Raw genomic sequence first — 26609 nt, 5'->3', positions numbered from 1 at the left:
GCCCTCAGGGGGTGTGCTCGTCGATACGAGCCTGTACGAGGGTGCTGTTCCGCTTGCGCCGCTGGCCTTCGCCGGTCCAACGAGGGCCGGTGGAGCGGAAGACGTCGTCGGTGACGGCGGCAGTCGTGTAACCGCCGTCGGCGTACATCACGGTGCCGGTGACGAAGTCCGAGCCCGGGCCGGCGAGGAACAGAGCCGGTCCGACCAGGTCATCCTCGCTCGCGAGCCGGCCCAGAGTCATCCTGCGTAGCCGTTCGTCGCGTTCGGCGTCGGTGTACTGGGTGGAGTCGGTGGCGCCGCGGGCCAGGCCCACGCAGCGCACGCCGAAGGGGCCGAGCGACTGGGCGACCGAGCGGGTGAGCCCGTCCACCGCGGCCCGCGAGGTGCCGTACAGAAGGGCACTCCCCGCGCCCAGCACGCCCATGATCGAGGTGATATTGATGATCTTGCCGTACCCGCGGCGGGACATGCGCTCACCCAGCGACTGGCAAGTGAGGAAGTAACTCTTGAGACCGATCGCCATGCATCGGTCCCACTCCTCCTCTGAAATGTCAAAGATCTGGCCATGACCGCCCCAGAGTGCGGTGTTGATCAGGATCTCTATGTCGCCGATCTCCGACTCGGCGGCCTGTGCCATCTCGTCCGCCGCGGTGCCAGAGGTGAGGTCCCACGTCCCGTATCCGACTCTGCCCGGCGTGCGCTGCGCGAGATCAGCGGCGTTACGCTTGAGGAACTCCGCGGAATCCTCCCAGTCCTGGATATAGACCGATGCGCCCTGGTCGGCGAAGGCCTCCGCCAGCACCCGCCCGAAACTGGCTCCCGCGCCGGTGACAAGAACACCCTTACCGTCGAACTGACCCATCCGGTTGCCCTCCTTTGCTGAGCTGGTTCACGCGTCAACGGCAGTGGGGTCCACGAAGTCTTTCCAGCCACCCTTTTCCTGGTGGGCGGGCTTGCCTGAGTACGGCGCGGTAATGAACTCCCACTGATGCCCGTCCACTGGGTCGTGGATATAACACCCACGGCCGCCGTAGAGGTTATTCACGCCGGGCTCGTCGTAGAACATGTCCTGATACGGCTGCACACCGTGGCGCTTCAACTTCTCCAACACGACGTCCAGCTCGTCCTCGGACATCAGAAAGGCCAGGTGCGTAGTCGGGATACGGTCATTCGCGACGTTGTCCTCGATGTTCTGGAACTCGATGTCAGTTTCACCGGTGAGCACCCGGACGAAAGGTCCGAACGCCTTTGCCTCCGACTCCACCATATCGGCCAGAAAATTGGCCGCCGCCCACTTGTCCTTGGTCAGAACGATCGTGTGGTTCAGCGATATGGCCACTGTCGCCTCCGAACGAGATGTCGACTTTGACGCGTTCGAACGTACTCCCGCGCGCGGCAGATCGTCAACCTGTTGACGACTTGAGGGGTGTGTTGTCGGGGTGCACAGGCTGGTGGGGTGCCGACGGCATACTCGCCAGGGACTGCGTCTGCGGCGGGCCGCGGTGGGCCCCGAGGGCCGGGGGCTGCTGGTCGACGAGGGCCGGCCCTGGCGACCTGGTCGGGCACGGAAACCGGTCCGCAGCCCCATCTGGCATCAGCATATGGTCGTAGTTCCATTTGCTGATGTGAGCCCCATCTGTCCACTGTTAGCGTTCATGAAGCAGCTACCGCAACTCGGTGGAGAACTCCCGCCCGGACCTGATGGTCGGGCGCAGCCTTCCCGGCCTCCGTTTCCTCGACCTTCGCGTGTTCGGCGGAAAGGGAAAGATTCCGGAGTCCGTGACCCGTTGATCTCTTCCAGGGGTCAGTGAGCGGTGGATCGGTTGTTTGGCTCGCCGGAGCCAGGATGGAGAGGGATGAAATGGACAACGCGCAGCTGGCGGTGAAGATGCTGCATTCGCTCGGCAAGGACATGGACTTCTTCTGGATGAACGCCCATCCCGATCTGGTGCTGGAATTCCCCTATGCGCCGTGGGTCGGGCTCCCCGATCGGTTGGTCGGGCGCGAGGACATCGAGGCCTATCTGGACAATTTCGCACGCATGCTGCCGGGGTTGACCTTCACCGATGTCCGCGTGTGGCCGTATGCGGAGGAAGATGCCTATGTGCTGGAATACAATGGCACTTGCCCGTCGGTGAACAGTTACAAGCAGCGTTACATCAACATCTCGCGCTTCAAGGACGGCAAGCTGATCCTGTTCCGCGAATTCTGGAACACTACCGAGGCCCTCCGCGCGTTCGGTGGCACCGAGGCCATCCGTGAGTTTTTCACCGCGGTCGATTAGCTTCGGTCGATTAGCTTCGGGTGGCCTGCCGCTCGTAGCTGGTTGAGCGTCCGTGTCTCCTTGCGGCCGTGCCCCGTTTCGCGGTCGTGGCGTCGCGCGGTGGCCTGCGTCCAGGGCAGTGACCTCAACCGCCGAAACGAACCGGGCTGGTTGGCGGCCGACACCTTCGAGCGGGCGATGGCGGTGGCGCGGGCCGCCTGCGGATGTGGCCCCCGGAAATGAGACTGAGGCATGCGACACGGTGCTCGGTCTTGCTCGGTCTTGCCCCAGATGAATGACGGACTCGTCCTGCGTGCGGACGTTTCCGGCCGAATGACGGCGAGCGTCACCCGGTGGTCATGTCGCACGGCCCCTACGCCAAAGGGCTCGCCATCGGAAGGCCCGGACGGCTTCCAGGCCATGTGGCGCAACCCGGAGACTGAGCACCCGGACGCGCTGGCGGGCTCCTCGAACCTCCACCACAACTGGGAGACCGTCGACCCGGAGAAGTGGGTACCGGACGGATACGTGGTCATCCGAGTCGATTCCCGCGGTGCCGGACGATCGCCCGGCTACCTTGACATCTTCTCTCCACGCGAGACGCGCGACTACTACGACTGCATCGAGTGGGCCGCCGTCCAGCCGTGGAGTACCGGCAAGGTGGGCCTGCTCGGCGTCTCCTCTTACGCGGTCAACCAGTGCGTGCACGTCGCCTCGACGACCACCATGAGCGTCCTACCTCACTCCTGAAGCGCCGAACCCGGCCGCTCGGCCCCGCTGACGATCGAGTCGGACTTCATCCCCACATGTGAAACGGAATGAATTCTCGCCATGACCAACCATTCCGCGTCCGCGCCAGTACTCGTCCGTGGCGGACATGTCCTCTTCCCGGACCGGACCTGCCGGCTGGCCGACATCGCGATCCGGGACGGCCGGATCGCTGAGATCGGCAAGAACCTGCTCGCACAAGGAGATGAGCAGGTCGTCAACGCCGACGGGCATCTGGTGCTGCCCGGATTCGTCGACGCCCACCGCCACATGTGGCTCGGCAGCCTGTCGGCCAGCTCCAGCGACGTGCCCCTCTTCGCCTACATGCAGCAGGTCAGCGAGGGCTTCGGAGATCCCTTCACCACCGAGGACGTGTACGCGGGCGTGCTGTGGGGCGCCGTACAGGCGATCGACGCCGGAGTGACCACCGTGGCCGACTGGGCCCACAACCTGGGTTCGATCGCCGACGCGGACGCCAATGTGCGTGCGCTGGCCGACAGCGGGATCCGAGCGAGGCTCTTCTTCGGTGGCAAGGCGAGTTCGAGTGGCGACTTCACCCGCTACCCCGACCAGGCGCGCGAGTTCCACGCCCTGGCCCGACCTGACCGGATCGCCGCGGGGCTCGCCCTGCGTGGCCCGTCGATGGCGTCACCGGAGGACACGGAGCACGAGTTCGCGCTGGCACGCGAACTGAGTCTGCCGATCTCGATCCACGCCGGGCTGGCGGGGTTGCCGGGGGCCGTCGATCAACTGCGGACACAGGGGCTTCTCGGTGATGACGTGAACTACGTTCACGCCAACGAGTTCAGCCCTCAGGAGTGGAAACTGATCGCCGAGTCAGGAGGAACCGTGTCAGCCACGCCGACCGGCGAACTCACCATGGGCCTCGGGGTGCACCCGGCCACGGGACTCGCGCTGGAGCACGGGATCCCTGTCGGTCTGGGTGCCGACACCGTCGCCTACGGTCCGAGCGACCTGTTCGGCGAGATGCGCCTCGCCCTCGCCGCCGAACGCGCCCGAACGAACGCCGGCCCCATCGCGCGTGGCGAGATTCCCGCCGAGTTGAGCCACACCCACCTCGACCTGCTCGACATCGCGACCAAGGGCGGCGCCCGGGTGCTCGGTTTCCACGACGTGACAGGTGAGCTGGCGGTCGGCCGCTACGCGGACCTGATCACCGTCGACCTCGCCGCACCCCATCTGGACGGGTTCGGGGATCCGGTCCTCGCGGCGTTCTTGAACGCCGGCCCCGGTGACGTCAGCACTGTCATCGTCGGCGGGCGGATCCTCAAGCGCGACAGTGCCATCGACGGCGAATTGCTCCAGATGGCACGCACGCTGGTTCGTGAGTCACGCGCTCGCATCAGGGCCCGCGCGCAATGACCGTCCGCGCTCCGCGGCGACGCCCCCCCGGCGCCCGCTCGATGGTCGCCAGGTGGGTGTCGTCTCGTCCGTCACGCGCCTGGCGAGGTTGTCGATGGGCTGGCTGACCAGGCGCCTCGTCCGGCAGGACCGGCCGTTCGCCGGCCTCTCGGCGTGGGGCAGAGGCTGGGCATGGCGGCTACACGAGGGTTCAGAAACCTCGTCCGCCCGCGAGGAAACGGTCTCTGCGGGCATACGCACACGTACCGCCCTGCCCAGGTCATCAGCTTGGGCGATCAGCCTGCGCCGGCTTCGCGGCCTGTTCCGGTGTGTCCCGTGCGGATCGAGGATGGTGGCGTGTACGTCGATGTCGTGTCGCGGGGTGATGGATGACGGAGTCTTCGGGCGATCTGGCGGGGGAGCGTGCCGACGCCGCCCGCAACCGTGCCCGTTTGTTGGAGGCGGCCGCCTGGCTGGTGGCCGAGCGGGGCGCCGAGCATGTGACGATGCACGAGGTCGCGCAGGTCGCCGGGGTGGGCAAGGGTACGCTGTTCCGCCGGTTCGGCGACCGCAATGGCCTGCTGCTGGCCCTGCTGGACGACGTAGAGGCGGAGTTCTACGAGGCGTACACCTCCGGTTCGCCGCCGCTGGGGCCGGAGGCCCCGGCGAGCGACCGGCTGACCGCGTTCGGCCATGCCCTGATCGAACGGGTCGCCGACCCCACCGACCTGGGCCCGGCCTTGGGGCGTCAGGTGCCCACCGACCGGCGCCAGACCTCGCACTACGGCCGGGCCTTCCGCCTCCACGTCACCTCGCTGCTGCGGGAGGCGGGAGTCGTGGGGGATCACACCGTGCTGGCCCATGCCCTGCTGGCCTTCGTCGACCTGGAGACCCTCGACCACCTGCGCAACGACGACCAGATCACCACCGAGCGGCTCAAGGCCACTTGGGCGGACCTGGTACGGCGGGTGACCGGGACCGACTGCTGACGAACTCCCTCCTTCCAGGCGGCCGTTGTCAGAGAAGGGAGACGTGCAGAAGGGAGACGTGCTCGGCGTTCGGCCCGCCCTGGCCTTCGCTTCCTCGGTGTCCCTGGAGGGACGACGATCACTTGTCGGTGTCGGCGAGGCGGTGGTCGGTGAGGGCCCGAGAACGGTGACACCGACAGGGGTGATGTGCACGGCTCCGGTGAGATGCTGGCACGAAGCCGCGCGCATCGCCGACTCGTCCCCGCGGGCTCACGCCCGCGTCGCCTCGGCCGCGGCGAGAGGATGGCGTACACCTCCAGCGAGCCGCCGGCGTCCAGGCCGTCCAGCACCTCGTGGACCGCGACGGCGTCGTGGTCCACATGGCCCCGTACGACATCCAGGGCTCGATCACGGGAGGTCTTGTGCGCGGCGTCGCTCATGCGGATCACCCTGGGAACGCCTGGGCGGGACAGGATCGGTCTCCGGCACAACGTGCCTCGATGGAGCACCTCTGCCTTCCGGGCGGAGGAAGGGGACGCCGGCGCCTCCTGGAGGCGTCGGCGTCCCCGTCGGTGTCGGGTCAGTTCGTCACACGGAAGGTGGCGTCGGCGCGTGCTGTCGCCGTGGTGATCGGGTCGAGCTTCAGGTAGTACGCGTAGTGGCGGATGTACCGGTCCGGGTGGTTGTACGACTGGAACGAGGACCAGCTGGAGTCCGCGAGGCCGGCGACCTGGCGGAAGGTGGCGTCCGCGGCGAACTGGGCCGTGCCGTCGTTGCGGACCAGCTGGAAGTCGTTGTTGGCGTGCCGCAGGAAGTAGCCGCGGTAGTTCACCGACTCGAAGGAGACGGTGCCGGAGCCGGCCAGGCCGGGTCGCAGCCGGAACTGGGCGTCAGGACCGGTGATGTTCTGGTCGATGCGCACGTCGAAGTTGGCGTGCCGCACGTACCGGTCCTGGAAGTTGAACGACTGGAGCCGCTTGGCCGGGGTGTCGGTCCAGCGTGCGAGGACGCGGGAATCCTCGGCGGCCGTGAGGTTCAGGATCGAGCCGTGGCGCTTCTTGTTGACGCCCATGTTGTAGCTGCCCGCCGCCGGGAGCTGGTAGGTGCTGGGGGCGGACGGGTTGGTCGTCGTGACCGGCATGTAGCCGCGTCCGGAGGAGTACTGGTCGAGGTACAGGGTCCACTCGTCGCGGTCGCGGAACTTCATCCACATCGGGCCCTCGACCTGGGCGCCGGTCAGGCCGATGCCGGAGAGGTTGCCGAGGTTCGTCCACGTGCCGAGGATCGAGTTGCTGCCTTCGATGGTGATCTGGCCGTCACCGGAGGCCCGTACGTAGCGGTAGTTGCCGACACCGGCCGGCATCTCGACGATCTGGGTGTCGATGAGTTCCTGGGTGCCGGGCCGGTCGATGTAGATCTGGGGCGTGGTGATGGTGCGGAAGTCGCTGGTGCGGGCGTAGTAGATGCGGTGCTTCGCCTTGCCGTTGAGGGGCACGTTCGTCGCCCAGTACAGGACGTAGTCATTGGTCTCGGCGTCCCAGATCGCCTCCGGCGCCCAGGCGTTGCGCGCGTCGGGGATGGCGCCGGCCACGTTGAGCAGCCACGGCTCCGACCAGTTGATCAGGTCCGTCGACTCCCACACCACGAGGTTGCGGCTGCCGTTGAACACGGCGGCCTCCCAGTTCTGCCCGCAGCTGATGCACAGGTCGGTGGCGATGATCCAGTACTTGCTGCCGTCGGGCGATCTCACCAGAGCGGGGTCGCGCACCCCCTTGGTACCGACCGTGGAACGAAGGGCTACGCCACCGCCGTTGAGCTCGGACCAGTTCAGGCCGTCCGCGCTGTACGAGAAGTAGATCTGCTGGCCGTTCGAGCCCTCCCCGATGAAGTGCGTCATCAGATAGCCGGGTTCGGCGGCGGCCGCCCGCTCGGGCGCGGCCAGGGATTGAGAGGTGAGGAGCAGGCAGGCGGCGACGAATACCGCCGCCAGCCGCGAGAGAAGCGTGCGCATGTGCGTTTCCCGTCTTTCTGCGGGTGCCGGGACAGGCGAAAGGCATCCGGCGCGTACACGTATGGTTCGAAATGCCGGACATTGTTCGTGAATTCGGCGAAAAGTTAGAGGTGGGTAAGAGTGAGTGTCAAGAGACGGGACAGGAACGGTGGTGCGCGGGAGCCGTACACACAGGAGACGCGCCGGCGCCTCGCGCATAACGGAAACACGGGGCGGGCCGCACGGAGATGTCCGTGCGGCCCGCCGTAGGTCGGTTGTGGGTCAGCCGAGGGTGAGGACGGTGACCGAGTAGGCCGGGACGGTGCGGGCGAAGGCCGCGCTCACACCGCTGATCGACGTGGTGGTCGGGGTGATCCTGTCGGGGTCGTTGATGGTGTTGGTGTCGGTGGGGTCGGCGGAGGTGAGCGTGGTGGCCGTGCCGGTGGAGGGCAGGGTGCCCGCGCCGGAGAGGCTGAGGTTCACGATCTGCGCGGTGGAGGAGGGGTTGACCAGCGTGACGTAGATCTTTCCGGTGACGGAGTCCTTGGTGACCACGGTGTTCACCGTGCTGGTGCCGGCGTAGGAGGCGGGCAGCACCTGGTTGCCGTGGGCGTCGGCCATCATCTTCTGGACGTAGTAGGCCGGTGAGTTGTAGCTGGTCAGGGCGTTGAAGCCGATCAGGTTCGGGGTCCACGTGGGGTCGTTGACGTTGACCAGCAGCGGGGCGTAGGCCTCATGGGTCACCACGTCGGAGTTGCGCAGCATCCCGGCGAGCCAGGAGGCGTCACCGAGGGCGGCGTTCAGGTTCGGAGTCGGACTGCCCTCCCGGGTCGCCCACTCCCCGACCATGATCTTCGTCGGGGAGGTGCGGGAGGTGTTGTCGTAGAACGACGAGTGGCTGTTCATCCACGCGGCGTTCCGGTAAAAGTGATCGTCCTGGACGTCGGCGGTGCGGGCGGTCACCCTGGCCGTGGAGATGAGCTTGATCGACGGGTACGTGGCCTTGATGGCGTCGTAGAACTGGGCGAAGCGGCCGTTGTCGCCGTCGTAGCTGCCCGACTTGTCGAAGAAGTCCTCGTTGCCGATCTCGACATACTTGACGTCGAACGGAGCGGGGTGTCCGTCGGCGGCGCGCCGGGCGCCCCAGGTGGTGCTGGTGGAGCCGGTGGCGTACTCGATCTCGTCCAGCGCTTCCCGCACGTACGGTCCGAGGTCCGACAGCGGCACATGGGTGCCGTTGAGGTGGTAGCCGGCGTAGACGGCCAGGACCGGCTCGGCGCCGATGTCCTCGGCCCATTCGAGGTACTCCAGCAGGCCGAGGCCGTCGGTGGACCAGTAGCCCCAGGCGTCGTTCCGGTGGCCGGGCCGGGTCCAGACGGGACCGATGGTCTCCTTCCAGTTGAAGCGGGTGGCCAGGGTCCTCCCCTCGAGGTAGTTGCCGCCCGGCTCGCGGATGAAGGAGGGCCTGAGGCCCGCGATCTTCTCCATCAGGTCGGGACGCAGACCGTTGGCCCGGTCCTTGTAGGTCGGCGGGAGGAGGGAGACGTTGTCCAGCCAGACGGTGGAGCCGGCGCCGCTGGTGGCGGAGACGACGAACCGGTTGGTGGCGGTGGTGGGGGCGTCGGCGGAGGCGGTGAGGCTGACGGTGAACTGCTTCCAGGAGGTGGTCAGTCCGGTGACGGTGCCCGAGGCGTGGACGGTCCCGCCGGTGCTCTCGACGTCGACGGTGAGCGGACCGGTGAAGCCGGGACTCGCCTTGGCGAACAGGGAGGCGGTGTATTTCTGGCGCGGGCGGACCGGGATGCCCCAGAAGCCGCCGTTGGCCACACCGGCCCGCGCGGAACCGGACGCGCTGTTGATGGTCAGTCTGAGCGACCGGGTGAGCGCGGAGTTGAGGGGGTTGTCGGCGTCCAGAGCGATGGCGGAGCCGCCGACGGCGGACCAGCCGGTGGGGGAGGTGGTGCTCGCCATCATGGAGCGGTTCTGGATCAGCTCCGGGTACAGGCCGCCCTCACCGGAGTGGTTGATGTCCTCGGTCATCACGCCGAAGAACGTCGAGGGCACGCTGTGCGCGGGGTGGGCGACGTCCACGTTCAGGGTGCCACCGCTGCCGCCGGAGAGTGCCGCGACCTCGGAGCCGGTGAGGGCGTGGTCGAAGAGCTGCACCTCGTCGACCGCGCCGTTGAGGAAGTCCACCGGTCTGCCGCCGAAGCGGCCTCGGCCGATGGCGGTGGTGCCGGTGGCCTTCCAGCTCCCGGTGTGGGCGACGGTGGACTGCAACAGCCCGTTGACGTACAGGCGCAGTTGTCCGGCGGCGACGTCGTCCACGCCCACCAGGTGGTACCAGGTGCCGGTGGTGGGGGCGGAGGTCGCGTCGGCGCGGGTCTCGGCGGCGGTGGTGCTGTCCGAGGCGCGCCGGGTGAAGGCGAATGTGTGCGTCGCGCCGCTGAGTTGGAGGTAGAAGCCGCTGACGTTCGTCCCGTCGGCGCTCACCGCGGTCTGGTAGCCGGAGGTGCTGTTGAGCCTGACCCAGGCCGAGGCCGAGAAGCCCTTCGAGGTGTCGACGATCGAGCCCGGGGCGGTGGCGGTGGCGGCCGAGGTGCCGTTCAGGGACAGGGCAGAGGGCCCCACCTTGCCGGATGTCCAGGTCGCGGCAGAGCCCAGGGTGGCGGTGTGGCCGTTGTCGGAGGAGTCGGCGGCGGTCGTGCCGCTGCCCTCGTCCAGCGCCCAGTGGGCCGGCTGGTTGAGTGCGGCGACCTCGGCGGCGGTCATCGCGCCGGAGTAGAGGCGCACGTCGTCGACCGAGCCCTTGAGGTAGTCCGTCGGCTTTCCGCCGTACAGTCCGCGGCCGATGACGGTGTGGCCGGTGGCCTTCCAGGCGCCGGTGTACGGGGCCGAGCCCTGCGCCTGCCCGTCGACGTAGAGCCGCAGCGTGCCGGCGGCGACGTCGTCCACGCCCACCAGGTGGTACCAGGTGCCGGTGGAGGGGGCGGAGGTGGCGTCGGCGCGGGTAGCGGCCGCCGAGGAGCTGTCCGAGGCGCGCCGGGTGAAGGAGAACTTGCCCGTCGTGCCGTTCAGTTGCAGGTAGAAGCCGCTGAGGCTGGTTCCGTCGATGCTCACCGCGGTCTGGAAGCCGGAGGTGCTGCTGAGCCTCACCCACGCCGACACGGTGAAGCTCGCCGAGGTGTCCACCACCGGAGTGGGAACGTCGACGACGGAGCCGGCGGTGCCGCCCATCTCGACGGCGCCCGGTCCGACCTGGCCGGTCGTCCAGGTCGCGGCGGGTCCGAGGGTGGCCGTGTTGCCGTTGCCGGAGGAGTCGGCGGCGGTGGAGCCGCTGCCCTCGTCCATGGCCCAGTGGCCGGCCAGGGTGGCCGCCGCGGCGGCGGGAGTGGCGGTGAGGCCCGTCAGGCCGCCGGCCAGCAGGGCGGCGCCGGCGGCCGCCCCGATGAGCCGGGCGCGCAGCCGCAGCCGCGAGCCCTGCCTGCTTCTTCGTTGTGGCATCTGACTTCCTTCAGCGGTGTACGGAATCTCGAACCGTTTTCGGAATGTCGGGCAACGGTGTGTGTCTGTCACGTCCCGCGCGTGCGTGTGGCCTGTCTGCGAGGACTTGCAGACAGGCCACGTTCAGAGGGTCAGGACAGCGTCCACTGCTGGCCGGCGGCGCCGGCTCCGGTGAGCTGGACGACGGCGGCACCCGCGGTGGTGGAGGCGGAGTCCACGCCGATGTTCAGTCCGCTTCCCACGTTGACGAGCATGTACTTGGAGCCGGTGAGGCTGCCGACGAGGTCGAAGGCGAACTGCTGGTTGGCGCCGCCGTTGCAGGTCCACTGCTGCAGTTTCACGTTCTCCGCGGTCGACCTGCTGGGGACGTCCAGGCACAGGCCGCTCTTGACGCTCTTGAGCGTGTAGACGTTGTCCGCCACCCGGTTCAGCGTCCACTTCTGGTTGTCGCCACCGTTGGACTGCCACTGGATGACCTTGGCTCCGGTGGCCGTGGAGCCGCTCGCGACATCCATCAGCAGGGAACTGCCCGCGTTGGTGAGGGTGTGCACCGCGCTGGTGGGCACGCCGGAGTTGGGCGTCCAGGTGCCGGCGGCGACGTCGAGCGACCAGCTCGGGTACTGGCCGACGTTGACCATGGTGCCGCGGATGGTCATCGGCAGCCAGATCAGCTTCGACTCGCCGAGGTTGGAGGTGTCCCACCGGTCGCCGGCGTAGATGTAGGTGCTGCCGGAACTGCCCTGCACAGTGATGATGTTCGCCGTCTGGCTGCCGTACGTCTTGGTGCCCGGTGCCGCGAAGTTGCGCATCGGCGCCCAGGGGCCGCCCAGCGAGGTCGCGGTGGTGTAGACGTTGTCGTTGAGGCCCCACCCGGTCAGGTGGGAGGCGAGCAGGTAGTAGACGCCGTTGACCTTCACCATGGCGGGCGACTCGAAGCTGTTGGCCGAGCCGCCGCTGCCCAGGGTCGTCACCAGGCTGTCGACGGAGAGGTAGTCGGCGGACAGCTTGTAGACGCGCAGGCCGTTGTTGCGGTCCTCGCTCAGCAGGTAGCCGGTGCCGTCGGTGTCCTGGAACAGGCCGATGTCACGGCTGATGTTGCCCATCGGGCGGAAACTGCCCCGGTAGGTGTAGGGGCCGCAGGGGGTGCTGCTGGTGGCCACCCCGACCCTCGCGTCGCCGTAGGTGCGGCTGTCGATGTGCGTGTACATCACGTACGTGCCGGTCGACGCGTTGTGGATGACCTTCGGCCGCTCCACGACGCGGTTGGGGCCCAGATCGCCGCTGTCCTGCCGGCTCAGGGCCTGGCCCTGGTACGTCCAGTTGGCGAGGTCGGTCGAGGTGTAGCAGGGGATGTCCTGGAAGGACGTGTCGGTCGAGTTCTCGCCGGTCTTGTCCTCGCCGAAGCCGTACCAGGTGTCGCCCACCTTGACGATGCCCAGGCCGTGCAGCTGGAGGGTGTTGCCGTTCTGGTCGGTCCTGGTGGCGCCCAGGGTGAACGAGACGGAGGCGGCGCTGGCGGGCGTGGCGGGCAGCAGGAGTGCCGTGAAACCTCCGAGCAGGGTGAGGAACGCGGCGGCGAGTGCACGCCACCGGCTGGGCGGGGTTCTGTGGTCAGGTGCGCGATGCGGCATCTCTGCCTCTCCTGAGAGGGCCCCCGACGTGACGTCGTCCGTCCGGCGGGGTGCCTGGCGGCGCGTATGCACGGAGGAGTGGGGGCCGCGGAAAACGGCAAACGCGACGAACGTGGGGAAGCGGGTGTGGTGTTCAGTGGGAAATGAGAGCTTCCTGTTCGGGGGGTGTCAAGAGATGCGATCGATTTTGTTTGCCCTTGACGAGGATGTCCGACCTAGAGATGGGGTCTTTCACCTGCTAACTCGGCCTTGAGTGGGCGCATTGGTGCGCCGAAGAACCCTTTCGGCCGGGACCTGGCGGGCCGTTGAGGTGATGTCCATCCCGTTGACCTACCACGGGTACTGCCGTAGAACTGCCCGATGTCGGTGGGAAATCGTTTGCTGCTGTGTAGTTGTGTTTGGTTGGTTTCCTCGCCGCCTTGCTGGTCACTCAACGGAGAGGCGTACAGCCATGCAGCTTCCATCGCCTTCGGTGTCCCGCCGAGGACTGCTCAAGGGCGCGGCGGTCGCCGCCGGTACGGCCGCGGTCGGCATCGGTACGACGGGTACGGCCGCGGCGGCGGACGCCTCCGTCACCGCGACGGCCCCCGACGGCAGCACCACGATCACGATGTCCCTGACCGGCGGCGTTCTGAGCTGGTCGGCCAAGCGCGGGGGCGCTACCGTCGTGAACGGCTCGGCCCTCGGCCTGAAGCTGAGCGACGGGACGATGCTCGGCCGCGGCGGCACGGTCATCACCAACTACCAGCACTGGACCGTCGACAACACCTGGACGCCGACCTACGGCCGCAACGCGACCGTCCGCGACCGGTACCAGGAGATGCGCTGGAACCTCCGCGACACCGCCACCCTCATCAACTTCAGCGTCCAGATCCGCGCCTATCCGAGCGGTGTCGCCTTCCGGTACGTGCTGCTCGACAAGGGCACCGCCACCATCGCCGACGAGCTGACGACGTTCGTCTTCCCCGACGGCACGCTCGTCCACAGCGCCCGGGACGAGGGCGCGTACAACCCGGTCGCCCCGGGCTCGATCCCGGTCACCGGAACCTCCGGCACCGACAACGGCCCGCTGACCGATCTGCCGCTGACCGCGACGTACGCGAGCGGCGGGCTGATCGCCTGCATCTGCGAGTCGTCCCGGGTCAACTTCCCCCGCCTGATGCTGAGCTCGGTGTCCGGGCAGCCGAACACGCTGACCACCTATCTGATGGAGCACACCGCCCGAGGGAGCGGGCCGGTCCAGACGACCTCCCCGGTGACCACACCGTTCGCCACTCCCTGGCGGGCGGTGGTGACCGGCTCCGACCACGCCGAACTGGTCGACAACGCCGAGCTGGTGCTCAACCTCGCACCCGCCAACGTGCTGACCGACACCTCGTGGATCAAGCCCGGCAAGGTCTTCCGCTGCCAGCTCACCACCGCCGCCGGACTGGCCGGCGTCGACTTCGCCGTCGCCCGTGGGATGCAGTACATCGAGTACGACTCCGGCTGGTACGGCCCCGAGCGCGGCACCACCGACGCCACCAGATCCATCCCCGAGATCGACCTGCCCAGGGTCCTCTCCCACGCCGCCGACAACGGCGTCGGCCTGCTGCTCTACATCAACCCCATGGCGATGGCCGACGTGGACGGCTTGTTCCGCCTCTACGAGAGCTGGGGTGTCGCGGGCGTCAAACTCGGCTTCATCAACGACGGCACCCAGGCGATGACGAACCAGATCATCGCCTGGGCGAAGACGGCGGCCAAGTACCACCTGCTGATCGACATGCACGACGACGTCCGCCCGTTCGGCTTCGAGCGCACCTACCCGAACTGGGTCAGCATGGAGGGCGTACGCGGCAACGAGCAGTTCCCGACGGCGAGCCACAACGTCACGCTGCCCTTCGCCCGCAACGTCGGCGGCCCGATGGACTACACCATCTGCTACGGGCAGTCGCGCGACAGGACGACCAACGCCCATCAGATGGCGATGGCGGCGGTCTACTACCAGCCGCTCAACTTCATCTACTGGTACGACTCCCCGTCGAAGTTCGCCAACACCGCCAACTGGCCCGGACTGCCGTGGTTCGACGCCATCCCCACCACCTGGGACGAGAGCCACACCCTCACCGGAGCGATCGGCCAGCACATCGCGGTCGCCCGCCGCAAGGGCACCACCTGGTACCTGGGCGCGATGACCAACGAGTCGGCCCGGACGCTGTCGCTCCCGCTGTCCTTCCTCGGCGGCGGCGACTGGACGGCGACGGTCTACGCCGACGGCACGCCCGGCACCTCCGCCTACCAGACGCCCGTCGTGGTGAGCACCCGGACCGTCACCTCGGCGACCGTGCTCAGCATGGCGATGGCCCCCTCGGGCGGCCAGGCGGTGGTGCTGAAGCCGAGCTGACGCCGCCGGCACCGGGGAAGGGACCCACACGAACCCTCCGGAATCACTCCTGGCACACTGGCGCCTCGGCACATCGGCGCGGCGACGGGGCAGGTGGGGCGCGGTGCGCTCGCAGGACAGGCAGGAGCGGCCGGACGCCGCCGTCGTCACGGCGGCGCGGGCGGGCAACCGGCAGGCCACGGAACAGCTGGTACGGGACTGTCTGCCGTTGGTCTACAACATCGTCGGGCGGGCGCTGGACGGGCACAGCGACGTCGACGACGTGGTCCAGGAGACGATGATGCGGGTCCTGGACGGGTTGCCCGGGCTGAAGCAACCGGACCGGTTCCGGTCCTGGCTCGTCGCCATCACCGTGCGACAGATCCGTGACCGGTGGCGCAGGGGGCGTACCCCGCTCACCGCGGAACCCCTGGAGGAGAACGCCCACGAGTCGGACCCGCGGGCCGACTTCTCCGACCTGACGATCCTCCGGCTCACGCTGTCGGGCCAGCGGCGTGAGGCGGTGGAGGCGACCCGCTGGCTGGAGGAGGAGGAACGCGAGGTACTCGCGCTGTGGTGGATGGAGAGCGTCGGCGAACTGACCCGCGGCGAGCTCTCGGAGGCCTGCGGTCTCACACCGCAGCATGCCGCGGTCCGCGTCCAGCGGGTCAAGGAACGGCTGGAGACGGCGCGCACTGTCGTACGAGCCGTGACGGCCTCGCCGCGCTGTCCGGACCTGGCCGCCGTGCTCGCCTCGTGGGACGGGCGGCCGTCCGGGCTGTGGCGCAAGCGGCTGGCACGCCATGTCCGCGACTGTCCGCGGTGCCTGTCGAGCTCGTCCGACCTGATACCGGCGGAGGGGCTGCTGGCCGGCCTCGCGCTGGTACCGGTGCCGGCCGGCCTGACCGGCCTGGTCCTCGTCAGGGTGCTGGGGGCGGGCTCGGCCGAGGCGACCGTCGGCGCGGGCACACCCACGGCGAGCGGTGCGAGCCGTACGGCGCGGACGATCGGCAAGCTCGCCGCCAAGCCCCTGGCGACGGCAGCCGTGGGTGCCGCCACGCTCGCGGCCGCCGGAGCGGCCTGGTACACGGCCGCCGGACCGCACGATCCGCCCCCGCGGCCCGCCGTCGCGGCCCCGCTCTCGCCCGCCGCCTCGTCCGCGCCGCCGTCCCCGAGAACGTCCGCCTCACCGACACCGACACCGACACCGACATCGACATCGACGCCTACGCCTACGCCGACATCACCATCGCCGTCGACACCGACATCAGCCCCGGCGACGACCCCTGGGACGAGCTTGGCGGGACGGCATGCCCTGCGGTCGGTCGACAACCCCGGTGACTACGTGAGCCAGTCCGGCCGACTCGGCGTCCTGGGCCCGGTCGATGCCACCAGCTCCGCGGCCACCCGGCAGGCGGCCACCTTCACCTTCGTGCCCGGACTGGCCGACCCCCGCTGCTCCTCACTCAGGGACGCCACGGGCAGGTATCTGCGGCACTACGCCTTCCGTATCAGGCTGGACACCGACGACGGATCCGCCATCTTCCGGAAGGACGCCACCTTCTGCCCCCGCGCGGGTTCCACGGCCGGTTCGGTCTCCCTGGAGTCCTACAACTACCCCGGCCGCTACCTCCGCCACCGGGACGACCTCCAGCTGTGGATCGACCCTTCCGACGGCACGGCCGCGTACCGGGCCAGCCGCTCCTTCGTCCTCGCGGAGCCCTGGAGCTGATCCTCAGCCGCTGTGCCCGTCCATCACCGCCGCAGTGCGCGAACCCGCGGCGGCGAGGGCGCGGTTCAGCCAGGACAGGAGGTCGCTGACGATCTCCTGTCTGTTGGTCTCGTGGAACAGCTCGTGGCGCGCCCCCGGATAGACGAGACAGGTCACCTCGGTGAGGCCGGCCTCGCCGTAGCGTTCGACCAGCAGGTCGCTGAGGGAGAGGTCGGCGTTCAGCGGGTCGTGATCCCCGACCAGGACGCAGACGGGCAGATCCGCCGGGATGCCCCGGGGCCGGGCGAGGGACGCCGAGGCGAGGGCGATGTCGGCCATGCCCCGGGCGTCGAGGCTGAAGCCGCACATCGGGTCGGCGAGGTAGGCGTCGACGGCCGCCTCGTCCCGGCTGAGCCAGTCGAACGGCGTGCGGCCGGGCCGGAACGCCTGGTTGAGCGCGAGCAGCGGGTCGCCTCCCGCCATGACCGTCTGCGCCTGGGCCGCCAGCATGGCGTCGACCGCGGTGGTGCCGGCCAGGGCGAGCGCGTCGATCAGGTGGGCGTGGTCGAGGACGTACTGCTGCGAGGCGAAGGAACCGAGGCTGTGTCCGAGCAGCACCAGCGGCAGGCCGGGGTGCCGCTCGCGGATGGTCTTCGACAGGGTGACCATGTCGCTGACGAGGCGGTTCCAGCCGTCGTCCCCGAGATGGCCGGGCTCGGCGTGCCTGCTCAGCCCGTGTCCGCGGTGATCGTTGGCGTAGACGGCGTAGCCCTGGGCCGTCAGCGCTGCCGCGAGTGGGGCGTAGCGGCCGGCGTGCTCGCCCATGCCGTGGGCGATCTGCACGACGGCGCGCGGTGGGGCGTCCGGCTGCCATGCGTGCACATGGATCTGGACGCCGTCTTCGCTGTCGAAGGTGAACATCGGGTTCCTTCTCTTGGGTACGGCCGGGTCAGGTGTGCTGCTCGCCGAGGTAGCCGGCGACGATCCGCGACTGGTCGGCCCGGAGTTCCCGGGCGGTGGCGTGCGCGGTGATCTCGCCGTGGGAGAGGACGTAGCCGCGGTCGGCGATGTCGAGGGCGAGGCCGACATGCTGTTCGACGAGCAGCACCCCGCAGCCGGTGTCGTCGGCGTAGCGCCTGACGATGGGCAGCAGCTCCTCGACGATGATGGGCGCCAGACCGAGGCTCAGCTCGTCCAGCAGGAGCAGCTTGGGGCCCCGTGCCAGGGCTCGCCCCATGGCGAGCATCTGCTGCTCACCGCCGGAGAGCAGCCCTGCCTTGCGGTCCTGGAGGCGGGCCAGGGCGGGGAAGTACCGGTGGGCGGCCGCCTGGTCGAGGCGCTCGCCCCGGTGACCGAGGCGCAGGTGTTCCGCCACCGTGAGGCCGGAGAAGATGCCTCGTCCTTCCGGAACGTGGGCGATACCGAGGCGGGCGCGGGTCGCTGCCGGGATCCTGCCGAGGTCCGTTCCGTTGAAGGTGATCGTGCCGGCCAGGGGGCGCAGCAGCGCGGAGACCGTCTTGAGCGTGGTGGTCTTGCCCGCGCCGTTGGCCCCGAGGAGGGCGACGACCTCTCCCGCGCCCACCTCCAGGTCGATCCCGCGGATGACGGCGGCTCCGTCGTAACCGGCGGTGAGTCCGGCCACCTTCAGGACGGGGGTGCTCATGGTGTCTCCGGTGTGCTGGTCAGGGCCTTGGCGGAGCCGCCCGTCGGCGTGCCGGGCGCGGTGGCGGGCTGGACGGCGGACGCCCCGAGGTAGGCGGTGACGACGGCGGGGTCGGTACGGACCTGGGCGGGGGTCCCGGAGGCGATCACCTTGCCGAACTCCAGGACGACGACGTGGTCGCAGATGCCCATCACGAGGCTCATGTCGTGGTCGATGAGGAGCAGCGCCGTGCCGGCTTCGGCGACGCCGCGCAGTCTGCGTCCCAGTTCGGCGCTCTCCGTCGTGTCCAGGCCGGCCGCCGGTTCGTCGAGACAGATGAGGCGGGGCCGGGCCGCCAGGGCCCGTGCCACACCGACGAGTTTGCGTCTGCCCTGGGACAGTTCGTGCGCCGAGGCGCCGGCCAGGTCCTCCAGGCCCAGGGCCGCGAGGGCCTCGGGGACAGCGGGGTTCGCGGCCGGGCGGCGTCCGAAGGTCTCGCCCAGCGCGGTCCACCACGTCGAGGGGTCCGCCGTGACCTGGAGGTTCTCCGCGACCGTGAGGTCCTCGAAGAGTTCGCTGCTCTGGAAGGTGCGGGCGAGTCCTCGGCGGGCCCGTACATGGGGCGGCCGTCCGGTCAGGTCCTTGCCGTCCAGTTCCACGCGTCCCCGGGCGGCGACGAGGCCGGTGACGGCGTCCACGAAGGTGGTCTTGCCGGCCCCGTTGGGGCCGATGAGCCCGACGAGTTGGCCCTCGCCGACCTCCAGGGAGACATCGCTGAGCGCGTGGACGCCGCCGTAGCTGACGCCCAGCCGCTGGACAGAGAGCACGCTCACGGTGCGACCTCCTTGACGTCGGCAGGGGTACCGCCGAGGTGGAGCCCCGGGGAACCGGCGGTGGACGCGCCGGCCGGCGGTGGTCCCGCCGTGGCCGCGGCGCGTGCCGCCCTCTTCGCCCTCTTCCGGCGATGGGCGGCGCCCGCGATGCCGTCGGGGTTGGCGATCAGCGTCACGATCAGGGAGACACCGCCGAAGAGCAGGGCCCAGGTCCCCTTGATCCCGAACCACTTGTCCAGCGCGTGCGGCAGCAGCGCCTCGGTGGACATCAGCCCCGCGATCACGGCTCCGGACACCATGGTGATGCCGCCGATGTAGGCGAAGCCGATCAGGCCGAGGGCGGCCAGCGCGGTGAAGCGGGCGGCGCTGACCGAGCCGAAGTTGTAGCCGTAGAGGGTGCCGGCGGCGCTGGCGATGAAGGAGCTGATGGTGAACGCGGCGATCTTCACGGCCCGCACGTCGACACCGGCTGCCGCGGCGGCGCGTTCGTTGGAGCGGACGGCGAGCATCCGCCGGCCGAGTCCGGTGCGCCGGAGATGGGCGACGTACAGTCCGAGGGCGACGGTGACGGCCAGCACGAGGAAGCCGAACATGGGGCTGGGTTCGTTGCCGTCCAGGCCGCGGAAGTCCGCTTTCGGCCCGAGGTCGATCCCGAACAGGCGCGGCGGGGGTACGGACACCCCGGCCGTTCCGCCGAACGAGGTGTTGTTGAAGAGCGCCTGTTCCATGGCCAGGGCCGCGGCCAGGGTGACGACGGCCAGGCTCACTCCCCGCACCCGCAGGGCGGAGACGCCCGCGGCCACGCCCAGCAGGGTGGCCAGCACCATCGCGCCGAGGGCGGAGAACGGGAACGGGATCCCCAGCCGGACCGAGAGGTGGGAGAGGACGAAGCCCGCGGTTCCGGAGAGCGCGAGCTGCATCACGGAGATCTGTCCCACATAGCCGGTGATGACGACGTAGGACAGGACGATGATCATGCCGATCAACGAGTTCGTGAGTGCCTGGCGGAAGTCGAACGGGAACACGATCAGTGCGGCGGCGGCGACCGCGGCGGATATCAGAGCGGGACGCAGCAGCCGCTCCGGCAGGGGCACCGCGGGCAGTCGCTGTTCGACGAGTTCACCGCGGCGCGGCAGACCGGCACCCCGCACGTACAGGGCGACGACCATCAGGGCGAAGACGAGGAGCTGCTGGAGACCGGGCATGGCGTTGCCGTTGTCGGTCGGGAACCAGCTCTGCGTGGACAGGTAGTAGACGACCGACTGGAGCACTCCGATGAGGATGCCCGCGGTGCAGGCGATCCACAGGGAGGTGAACCCGGCGAAGAGGGCGGCGGCCAGGGCCGGGACCACCTGGAGGGGCAGCGTCATGGAGTCGACCTGGACGATGGGCGCGGCCAGGACACCGAGGAGCCCGGCGACCAGGGCGGCCAGGAGCGTGTTGGCCATCGAGACACTGTTGGGCGACAGGCCGGCCAGAAGGGCGGCCTGTTCGTTCTCCGAGGCCGCGCGGGTGGCCAGGCCGAAGCGGCTCCACCGGTACAGGGCCCCGAGGACCAGCGCGATCACGACGACCAGGCCGGCCAGGACGAAGCGGTCGGAGGGTGTGGTGACGCCCAGCAGGGTGACGGTGCCGGCCGGAAGGATGCTCGGTGCCTGCTGCGGCTGGACCCCGAAGACCAGCAGGACGGTGGCCTGAAGGGTGAGCAGGATGCCGAGGGAGGCCGCGAGCTTGGCCAGGGGCGAGACGGTGCGCAGCGGCTTGAAGACCGCCACCTCGGTCAGCACCCCGACGGCGAGCGCGACGGCGAGGGCACCCGCGAGGGCGGCCCCCACGGGCAGCGTCAGCCCGAAGAAACCGGTGGTCAGGGCCCAGAAGGCATAGGCCGAGACCATGGCGACGGCGCCGGTGGACAGGTTGATGATGCCCGAGCCCCGGTAGGTGGTCACCACGCCGAGCGCGATGCCGGCGATCAGTGCCCCCTGGCCGAGGCCGAGCAGGGCGAAGAGCAGGATCTGTTCCAATGCATGACTCCTGTCATGAGTCCGCGCATCCGCGGGTCCGGCTCTGAGGCCGCGTCCTGCGAGGGCCGCGACCTCAGCGGCGGCGCGTGCGGGCGGGGGCTCACTGGGGCGGGCGGATCCAGTCGGTCAGGGGCTTGAACCGGCCCTTGCCCTCGTACTGGTAGAACCTGGCCTGGTCGTTGCAGACGGCGGGGGCGTCCGGGTACTTGCCGCACTCGACCTCCGCGGCGCCCATGATGACCGGCCCGGGGAACTTCTTGAGCCGCGCGGTCACGGACGCGGAAGTGATCTTGTCCGGGCCGATGGCGTTGAGCACCTTCGCGTACGTCAGGATCGTGCTCCAGCCCAGCGGCGCGAAGACCTTGGACTGGTCGTCCTTGCCCAGCCCGGCCTCCGCCGAGGCCTTCAGGAACGCCTTGGAGTCGGCGGCCGAGGAGTCCATCGGCAGTGTCTGGGCGACGCCGTAGGTCCAGGTGGGCAGGTCTCCTCCGAGCCCCTGGGCGACGTCGGGGGACATGCACAGCGGCGTGGAGACCACCGGCTTGGTGACATTGAGCTGCTTCAGCGCCTTGGCGATGCCGACGCATCCGCCGCCGATGGAGACGGGGACCACGACATCCGCGGTGTTCGCCCCGGCTGCGGTGACCGGGCCGATCAGGTCGGTCGACTGCGCGTCGAAGCCGACGGACTTCACCTTCAGACCGGCGGCCTTCAGGCCCTTCACCGCGGCCCCGGAGGCGATCTTGTCGCCGGGTGTGTTCGTGTGGATCACCGCCGCGGTCTTCGCCTTCAGCACGTCACGGGCGTACGTACCCCAGGTGCCGAAGATGTGCGGCAGGTCGCCGAACGTGCTGAAGGTGTTCGTCGCGGTGGGCATGGTCGGGCCCGTCGCCACGCCGACCAGCACGGGCTTCTTCCCCGCGATCACGGAGTTGAAGGAGGCGTCTCCGAGGTAGAGGTTGCCCACACCGATGGCGGGGACGTCCTTGGCGCCGAGCAGTTGCTGGCCGCACTTCTGTCCCTCCTCCTCGGCGGACACCACCGTGCAGACGTTCAGCTTCAGCGGGTGCCCGCCGATGCCGCCCAGCTTGTCGTTGACGTACTTCACGGCGGCACGGGCACCCAGGGTGGCCTCGGGGTTGCCGCCGGGGCCGCCTTCGACGTTCACCCAGCCCAGGGTGACCGGGTCGAGGCCGGCGTCGGCCTTGCCCGCCTTTCCGCCGACGTAGCCGAGGTAGTCGGTCACGACGTCACTCGCCGAGCGGGAGTCCGCGGTCGCGGAGGAACCGCCGCCGGAGGAGCCGGACGACGACGTGGTGGTGCCCGATCCGCCGCATGCGGCGACACCCAGCAGCGGTGCCATGGCGGCGGAGACGAGGCCCAGTCTTATGGGGCGTGAGATCGAGGGCATGCGGGATCCTCCAGGATCGGAAAACGGCAGGGCGGCGCCCGGCACGGCATGCGGGGGAGCACAGAGGACGGGGAGAGCAGGCAAGGCGGGGAGAGCGCGGAAGACAGGAAGAACAGAGAAGGCGGGGAGAGCGCGGAAGGCGGGGGAAGGCAGGAGGGCGCACCGGGGTGACCGGTGCCTCGGACCAGCCCGAGGACCTTCGAAAGGCCAGGTGACCGGCGCTTCCGAGTTTCGTAACTTTCTTACGGATCGGGAATCTAGGTGTACGCTGGCGCCCTGTCAACGCCCCGGTTCACACCGAATCAACGATCATGCAATGGGAGGGACGGACATGACGGAGCCCGCCGTGAGACGCAGACTCCCTCGGCGCGCACCCGAGGAGACCCGGGCCCTCATGCTGGAAGCGGCCACCCGGCTCGTCTGCGCCGGCGCCTCCGACACGAGCGAGGAGGCTGTCTCCGCGGCCCTTGCTCACATCCGCGTCAAGCGGGTCACCGAGGAAGCCACCCGCATCATGCGGGAGAGGCTGGGCGACGACACGGCCCCGGCGATCACGACCGGCTCCATCTACCAGATCTGGCCCGCCCAGGCCGACTTCCAGGCGGATCTCCTCTTCCACCTCACCAGCCGACAGGCCGAACTGGTCCCGGGGCTGCCGGAGAGCATCCGCCGTTTCAAGGAGGCGGTCGACAGCGGCACGACCTGGCAGGAGGCTCTCAACGACGTCCTGACGGACAACCACGAGAACCACCGCGTGGACCCGGTCTACCGCGTGCTGCTCGGCTTCTACGCCAGTGCCGCCAACCCGCGCGTCCGCGAAGCCCTGGGGCACTACGGGGAGTCGTTCACCGAGGTCGCCTGCGAGGCGTACCAGGCGCTGCTGGACACCTACGGACTCCGTATGCGCGCGCCCTACACGGTCGAACACCTCGCCACCACCATCGCCGCCCTGCTCGACGGCTTCCACATGCGCTGGATCGCCGGACACCCCAACCTGGAGGACCCGCAAGGAGAGGACCGCTGGTCCCTCGCCACCCGCGCCGCCGTGACGGTGTTCGACCAGTTCACCGAACCGGCGTAGGCCGGTTCGCACGCCCATCGCGTCCCACGGGCCGACGGGAGGGTTCGTCAGGCGGGGTACGCGTGTGTCTGGGCCGCCTTGACCGTCGCCCATACCGTGGCTCCCGGGTGGAGGTCGAGTTCGGCGGCGGCGACCGTGGTGACGTCGGTGACCAGGGACAGCTCGCCGATCAGCGCCACGCGGATCTGGTCGCCGTGGGTCTCCAGGCCGGTCACCTCGCAGCGCCAGAGGTTGCGGGCGCTGGAGCCGGTGGGGCGGTCGCGGTGGAGGGTGACCGCGCTGGGCGGGAAGGCGACGAAGACGGGGCCGGCGAGGTGTTCCGTGGTGGTGACCACGGGGCCGGCGTCGATGTGCACCCTGTGCCCTTCGGCCTGTCCACGGTAGAGATTGAGGCCGACCAGGTGGGCGATGTAGTCGGTGCGCGGGTGGCGGGCGATGTCGGAGGGGGTGCCCTGCTGGACGACACGGCCGTCCTCGACGACGACGAGGTGGTCGGCCAGGACCATGGCGTCCAGTGGGTCGTGGGTGACGAGGACGGCGACCGCCTCGAAGGCGGCCAGATGGTGGCGGAGCTGGGCGCGGACCTCGAGGCGGGTGCGGGCGTCGAGGGCCGCGAGCGGCTCGTCGAGCAGGAGCAGCCGGGGGTGGGTGGCCAGGGCGCGGGCGAGAGCGACCCGCTGGGCCTGGCCGCCGGACAGCCGCCGCGGTTTGCTTCCGGCGTGGGCGGTGAGGTCCATGCGCTCCAGCCACTCGGCGGCCCGGGCGCGGGCCTGCGCCCTGGTGGCGCCGTGGCAGCGCGGCCCGAAGGCCACGTTGTCCAGGGCGGAGAGGTGGGGGAAGAGCAGGTAGTCCTGGAAGACGACGCCGACGGGACGGGACTCCGGGGGCGTACGGTCCAGTTCGGCGCCGTCGAGGCGGAGGTGGCCGCCGGTGAGCGGGACGAGACCGGCGAGGGCACGCAGGGCGGTGGTCTTGCCGGCGCCGTTGGGGCCGAGGAGTGCGACGACGTCACCGGGCGCGGCGGTCAGTGCGAGGTCGAGGCGGAACGAGCCGCGCTCGACGACCAGCCGGGCGTCGAGGCCCTCGCCGCCGTTCGGGGTGGGAGCGCCCACGGTGGTCTTCCCCGGGGCGGTCATGAGGCGGTCATCCAGCGGTCGCGCAGCCCGGCCAGCACCAGGACGGACACGGCCAGCAGGACCAGACTGAGGGCGACGGCCGCCTCCGGGTCGCTCTGCAGGGCGAGGTAGACGGCCAGCGGCATCGTCTGGGTGCGGCCGGGGAAGTTGCCGGCGAAGGTGATCGTCGCGCCGAACTCGCCGAGCGCCCGGGCCCAGGCCAGTACGGCACCCGCCGCGATGCCCGGCGCGATGAGCGGCAGCGTGACCCGGCGGAACGCGGTGAAGCGGGAGGCACCCAGCGTCGTGGCGGCCTCCTCGTAGCGTGGGTCGGCGGCACGCAGGGTGCCCTCCACGCTGATGACCAGGAACGGCATCGCCACGAAGGCCTCCGCGACCACGACTCCCGCGGTCGTGAACGGCAGGGTGATGCCGAACCACGAGTCCAGCCACCTGCCGATGACCCCGTTGCGACCGAGCGCCATCAGCAGGGCCACACCGCCGACCACGGGTGGCAGGACGAGGGGGAGGGTGACCAGGGCCCGTACGAGTCCGCGCCCCGGGAACTCGACCCGGGCCAGCAGCCAGGCCAGCGGCACCCCGAGCAGGAGGCTGACCCCGGTCGCCGCCGTGGCGCAGAGCAGGGACAACTGGAGCGCCTGCCAGACCTCGGTGCTGGTCAGCAGGTCGGGCATGTTGCGCCAGGGGGCCCGGATCAGCAGCGCGACGAGCGGAAGGGCGAGAAACGCCAGGCCGACCAGCGCGGGCAGCAGGAGGGGCACCGGGGCGCCGCCTCGACCCCCTCGACGCCCAGGGGTGCGGCGCCGCGGGCCACCGGTCGGGGTGTCCGTGGCGCCGGCCTTGTCAGGGGAGGGCGAGGTCACGGCTGGAGGAACCCGGCCTCGGTCAGGACCTTCTGGCCCTCGGCGGACCGCACGAGCGCGATGAACGCCTTGGCGGTCCCGGCGTTCTCGGAGTCCTTGAGCAGGGTGATCGGGTAGTCGTTGATGGCGTCGGCCGACTCGGGGAAGTCCACGCCCTCCACCTTGCCACCCGCGGCCTTCACATCGGTCTTGTAGACGACCGCGGCGTCGGCCTCCTTCAGCACCACCTTGTTGAGGGCGGACTTGACGTCCTCCTCGTAGGAGACCGGGGTGAGCTTGAGCTTGCCGGCGTCCAGAGCCTTCTGGGCGGCGGCGCCGCACGGCACCGCCTTGTCGCACAGCACGACCTTCAGGTCGGGGTTGGTGAGGTCCTTGAGCGCGGAGAGCCTGTCGGGGTTGCCCGGCAGCGTGGCGATCTCCAACTGGTTGCGCACGAAGGTGGCCGGCTCGCCGGCGTTGCCCTTCGCGTCGGTGACGATCTTCATCGTCCCGGGGCTGGCCGAGGCGAACACATCGGCCGGGGCGCCGCCGGTGATGCTCGCGGCGAGGGTGTCGCTGCCGCCGAAGTTGAAGGTGACCTTCGTGCCCGGGTGGGCCTTCTCGAACTCCTTGCCCAGCGTCGTGAAGCTCTCCTTCAGCGAGGCCGCGGCGAAGACGGTCACCTCACCGGACAGCTTGTCCGGGGCGGAGGAGCCCGGCTTCGCGGACGGGTCCGAGTCGGACGAGCAGGCGCTCAGGGCCAGCAGGGCGGCCGCGCCCGCGCCGGTCACCTGCGACATCCGGCGGGTCCGGCGTGCGGAACGGGTCATCACGGGTCCACTCCCTCTCTCCCAGCTCCAGCTCCTCAGCCGACTCCCGGCTGACGATCGCCGCACCCGGATCGGTCCGGCCCGGTGATGTTCCGGCGGCCCGGCCCGGCCCGGCTCGTCGCGTAGGCGGCCGCGTCGCCGACCCGATGGTGTGCGTGCTTGGATCATACTGCCGCAGGTGCGACGGAAAGCAGCCGGTCGTCATGGCAGAAGCAGGGTCATACGCTTCAGGTGTGGGGTATATGCGG

20 protein-coding genes are annotated in these 26609 nt (G+C 69.6%); 7 read left to right on the top strand and 13 right to left on the bottom strand.

The features are described from left to right. Nucleotides 1-4: 4 nt before the first annotated feature. Together SMA5143A_RS35545 and SMA5143A_RS35540 are read right to left on the bottom strand one after the other, a co-directional pair. Nucleotides 5-862: an SDR family NAD(P)-dependent oxidoreductase gene (locus SMA5143A_RS35545; RefSeq protein ID WP_107466945.1), complete on the bottom strand. Its 858-nt coding sequence runs from the start codon at nt 860-862 to the stop codon at nt 5-7. Between the two features lie 27 nt (nt 863-889). Continuing rightward, nucleotides 890-1339, bottom strand: a complete 450-nt coding sequence (locus SMA5143A_RS35540; RefSeq protein WP_107466944.1) for a glyoxalase — start codon at nt 1337-1339, stop codon at nt 890-892. A gap of 522 nt (nt 1340-1861) precedes the next feature. On the opposite strand from SMA5143A_RS35540, the gene SMA5143A_RS35535 reads away from it, so the two are divergent. The 4 genes from SMA5143A_RS35535 to SMA5143A_RS35515 all read left to right on the top strand — a co-directional run bounded on the left by SMA5143A_RS35535 (nt 1862) and on the right by SMA5143A_RS35515 (nt 5382). Further along, entirely contained in the window at nt 1862-2284 is a 423-nt protein-coding gene (locus SMA5143A_RS35535) for a nuclear transport factor 2 family protein (RefSeq protein WP_181362171.1), read from the top strand. Nucleotides 2285-2683: 399 nt separating this feature from the next. After that, on the top strand, nt 2684-3013 hold the full coding sequence (locus SMA5143A_RS35525; protein WP_219923627.1) for a CocE/NonD family hydrolase: 330 nt from the start codon (nt 2684-2686) through the stop codon (nt 3011-3013). A gap of 81 nt (nt 3014-3094) precedes the next feature. Then, nucleotides 3095-4414 carry an amidohydrolase family protein gene (locus SMA5143A_RS35520; RefSeq protein WP_107466942.1) on the top strand — a complete coding sequence of 440 codons (1320 nt, stop codon included), beginning with the start codon at nt 3095-3097 and terminating at the stop codon, nt 4412-4414. 368 nt (nt 4415-4782) lie between these two features. Further along, nucleotides 4783-5382 carry a TetR/AcrR family transcriptional regulator gene (locus SMA5143A_RS35515; RefSeq protein WP_107466941.1) on the top strand — a complete coding sequence of 200 codons (600 nt, stop codon included), beginning with the start codon at nt 4783-4785 and terminating at the stop codon, nt 5380-5382. Nucleotides 5383-5941: 559 nt separating this feature from the next. Here the strand turns inward: SMA5143A_RS35515 and SMA5143A_RS35505 are convergent. From SMA5143A_RS35505 to SMA5143A_RS35495, 3 genes are all read right to left on the bottom strand, one after another. Further along, nucleotides 5942-7372: a glycoside hydrolase family 43 protein gene (locus SMA5143A_RS35505; protein WP_107466940.1), complete on the bottom strand. Its 1431-nt coding sequence runs from the start codon at nt 7370-7372 to the stop codon at nt 5942-5944. A 261-nt stretch (nt 7373-7633) separates the two neighbouring features. Continuing rightward, nucleotides 7634-10855: a LamG-like jellyroll fold domain-containing protein gene (locus SMA5143A_RS35500; protein ID WP_107466939.1), complete on the bottom strand. Its 3222-nt coding sequence runs from the start codon at nt 10853-10855 to the stop codon at nt 7634-7636. Between the two features lie 131 nt (nt 10856-10986). Then, nucleotides 10987-12486 carry an RICIN domain-containing protein gene (locus tag SMA5143A_RS35495; protein WP_107466938.1) on the bottom strand — a complete coding sequence of 500 codons (1500 nt, stop codon included), beginning with the start codon at nt 12484-12486 and terminating at the stop codon, nt 10987-10989. A 472-nt stretch (nt 12487-12958) separates the two neighbouring features. On the opposite strand from SMA5143A_RS35495, the gene SMA5143A_RS35490 reads away from it, so the two are divergent. Next, nucleotides 12959-14872: a glycoside hydrolase family 97 protein gene (locus tag SMA5143A_RS35490; RefSeq protein ID WP_258193921.1), complete on the top strand. Its 1914-nt coding sequence runs from the start codon at nt 12959-12961 to the stop codon at nt 14870-14872. A gap of 103 nt (nt 14873-14975) precedes the next feature. Next, on the top strand, nt 14976-16583 hold the full coding sequence (locus tag SMA5143A_RS35485) for a sigma-70 family RNA polymerase sigma factor (RefSeq protein WP_107466936.1): 1608 nt from the start codon (nt 14976-14978) through the stop codon (nt 16581-16583). A gap of 3 nt (nt 16584-16586) precedes the next feature. On the opposite strand, the gene SMA5143A_RS35480 is transcribed toward SMA5143A_RS35485, so the two are convergent. From SMA5143A_RS35480 to SMA5143A_RS35460, 5 genes are all read right to left on the bottom strand, one after another. After that, nucleotides 16587-17483: an alpha/beta hydrolase gene (locus tag SMA5143A_RS35480; protein ID WP_107466935.1), complete on the bottom strand. Its 897-nt coding sequence runs from the start codon at nt 17481-17483 to the stop codon at nt 16587-16589. A gap of 28 nt (nt 17484-17511) precedes the next feature. Then, a complete protein-coding gene (locus SMA5143A_RS35475) occupies nt 17512-18225 on the bottom strand; it encodes an ABC transporter ATP-binding protein (RefSeq protein WP_107466934.1) in 714 nt (237 codons plus the stop codon). Further along, nucleotides 18222-19037, bottom strand: coding sequence for an ABC transporter ATP-binding protein (locus SMA5143A_RS35470; RefSeq protein WP_107466933.1), 816 nt, complete (start codon nt 19035-19037; stop codon nt 18222-18224). The genes SMA5143A_RS35475 and SMA5143A_RS35470 overlap by 4 nt, the downstream gene beginning before the upstream one ends. Beyond that, the gene (locus tag SMA5143A_RS35465; RefSeq protein ID WP_107466932.1) at nt 19034-21061 is read right to left on the bottom strand and encodes a branched-chain amino acid ABC transporter permease; all 2028 of its coding nucleotides are present in this window, start codon (nt 21059-21061) and stop codon (nt 19034-19036) included. The genes SMA5143A_RS35470 and SMA5143A_RS35465 overlap by 4 nt, the downstream gene beginning before the upstream one ends. Before the next feature lie 100 nt (nt 21062-21161). After that, nucleotides 21162-22472 carry an ABC transporter substrate-binding protein gene (locus SMA5143A_RS35460; RefSeq protein WP_107466931.1) on the bottom strand — a complete coding sequence of 437 codons (1311 nt, stop codon included), beginning with the start codon at nt 22470-22472 and terminating at the stop codon, nt 21162-21164. Nucleotides 22473-22818: 346 nt separating this feature from the next. On the opposite strand from SMA5143A_RS35460, the gene SMA5143A_RS35455 reads away from it, so the two are divergent. Then, nucleotides 22819-23553 (top strand): hypothetical protein, encoded by a 735-nt coding sequence (locus SMA5143A_RS35455; protein ID WP_258193920.1) that lies wholly within the window; start codon nt 22819-22821, stop codon nt 23551-23553. 47 nt (nt 23554-23600) lie between these two features. Here the strand turns inward: SMA5143A_RS35455 and SMA5143A_RS35450 are convergent, their stop codons facing one another. From SMA5143A_RS35450 to modA, 3 genes are read right to left on the bottom strand one after another with little or no spacing between them, the layout of a single operon-like run. Next, nucleotides 23601-24689 (bottom strand): ABC transporter ATP-binding protein, encoded by a 1089-nt coding sequence (locus SMA5143A_RS35450; RefSeq protein WP_107466929.1) that lies wholly within the window; start codon nt 24687-24689, stop codon nt 23601-23603. Beyond that, complete coding sequence (gene modB / locus SMA5143A_RS35445) at nt 24686-25552, bottom strand: molybdate ABC transporter permease subunit (RefSeq protein ID WP_107466928.1); 867 nt, start codon at nt 25550-25552, stop codon at nt 24686-24688. The genes SMA5143A_RS35450 and modB overlap by 4 nt, the downstream gene beginning before the upstream one ends. Beyond that, nucleotides 25549-26361, bottom strand: a complete 813-nt coding sequence (gene modA, locus SMA5143A_RS35440; protein ID WP_107466927.1) for a molybdate ABC transporter substrate-binding protein — start codon at nt 26359-26361, stop codon at nt 25549-25551. Before modA ends, modB begins: the two co-directional genes overlap by 4 nt. Nucleotides 26362-26609: the final 248 nt, after the last annotated feature.

This window comes from Streptomyces sp. MA5143a (assembly GCF_900290235.1).
Taxonomy (GTDB): domain Bacteria; phylum Actinomycetota; class Actinomycetes; order Streptomycetales; family Streptomycetaceae; genus Streptomyces.
Note: the sequence above shows the minus strand (reverse complement) of the source record. Positions and strands in the feature narration are given on the sequence as shown.

Excerpts from the sequence above, each read along its gene's own strand:
- SMA5143A_RS35545 (WP_107466945.1), bottom strand. The coding sequence starts at position 862 with ATGGGTCAGTTCGACGGTAAGGGTGTTCTTGTCACCGGCGCGGGAGCC.
- SMA5143A_RS35535 (WP_181362171.1), top strand. The coding sequence starts at position 1,862 with ATGGACAACGCGCAGCTGGCGGTGAAGATGCTGCATTCGCTCGGCAAG.
- SMA5143A_RS35525 (WP_219923627.1), top strand. The coding sequence starts at position 2,684 with ATGTGGCGCAACCCGGAGACTGAGCACCCGGACGCGCTGGCGGGCTCC.
- SMA5143A_RS35520 (WP_107466942.1), top strand. The coding sequence starts at position 3,095 with ATGACCAACCATTCCGCGTCCGCGCCAGTACTCGTCCGTGGCGGACAT.
- SMA5143A_RS35515 (WP_107466941.1), top strand. The coding sequence starts at position 4,783 with ATGACGGAGTCTTCGGGCGATCTGGCGGGGGAGCGTGCCGACGCCGCC.
- SMA5143A_RS35505 (WP_107466940.1), bottom strand. The coding sequence starts at position 7,372 with ATGCGCACGCTTCTCTCGCGGCTGGCGGCGGTATTCGTCGCCGCCTGC.
- SMA5143A_RS35500 (WP_107466939.1), bottom strand. The coding sequence starts at position 10,855 with ATGCCACAACGAAGAAGCAGGCAGGGCTCGCGGCTGCGGCTGCGCGCC.
- SMA5143A_RS35495 (WP_107466938.1), bottom strand. The coding sequence starts at position 12,486 with ATGCCGCATCGCGCACCTGACCACAGAACCCCGCCCAGCCGGTGGCGT.
- SMA5143A_RS35480 (WP_107466935.1), bottom strand. The coding sequence starts at position 17,483 with ATGTTCACCTTCGACAGCGAAGACGGCGTCCAGATCCATGTGCACGCA.
- SMA5143A_RS35475 (WP_107466934.1), bottom strand. The coding sequence starts at position 18,225 with ATGAGCACCCCCGTCCTGAAGGTGGCCGGACTCACCGCCGGTTACGAC.
- SMA5143A_RS35460 (WP_107466931.1), bottom strand. The coding sequence starts at position 22,472 with ATGCCCTCGATCTCACGCCCCATAAGACTGGGCCTCGTCTCCGCCGCC.
- SMA5143A_RS35450 (WP_107466929.1), bottom strand. The coding sequence starts at position 24,689 with ATGACCGCCCCGGGGAAGACCACCGTGGGCGCTCCCACCCCGAACGGC.
- modA (WP_107466927.1), bottom strand. The coding sequence starts at position 26,361 with ATGACCCGTTCCGCACGCCGGACCCGCCGGATGTCGCAGGTGACCGGC.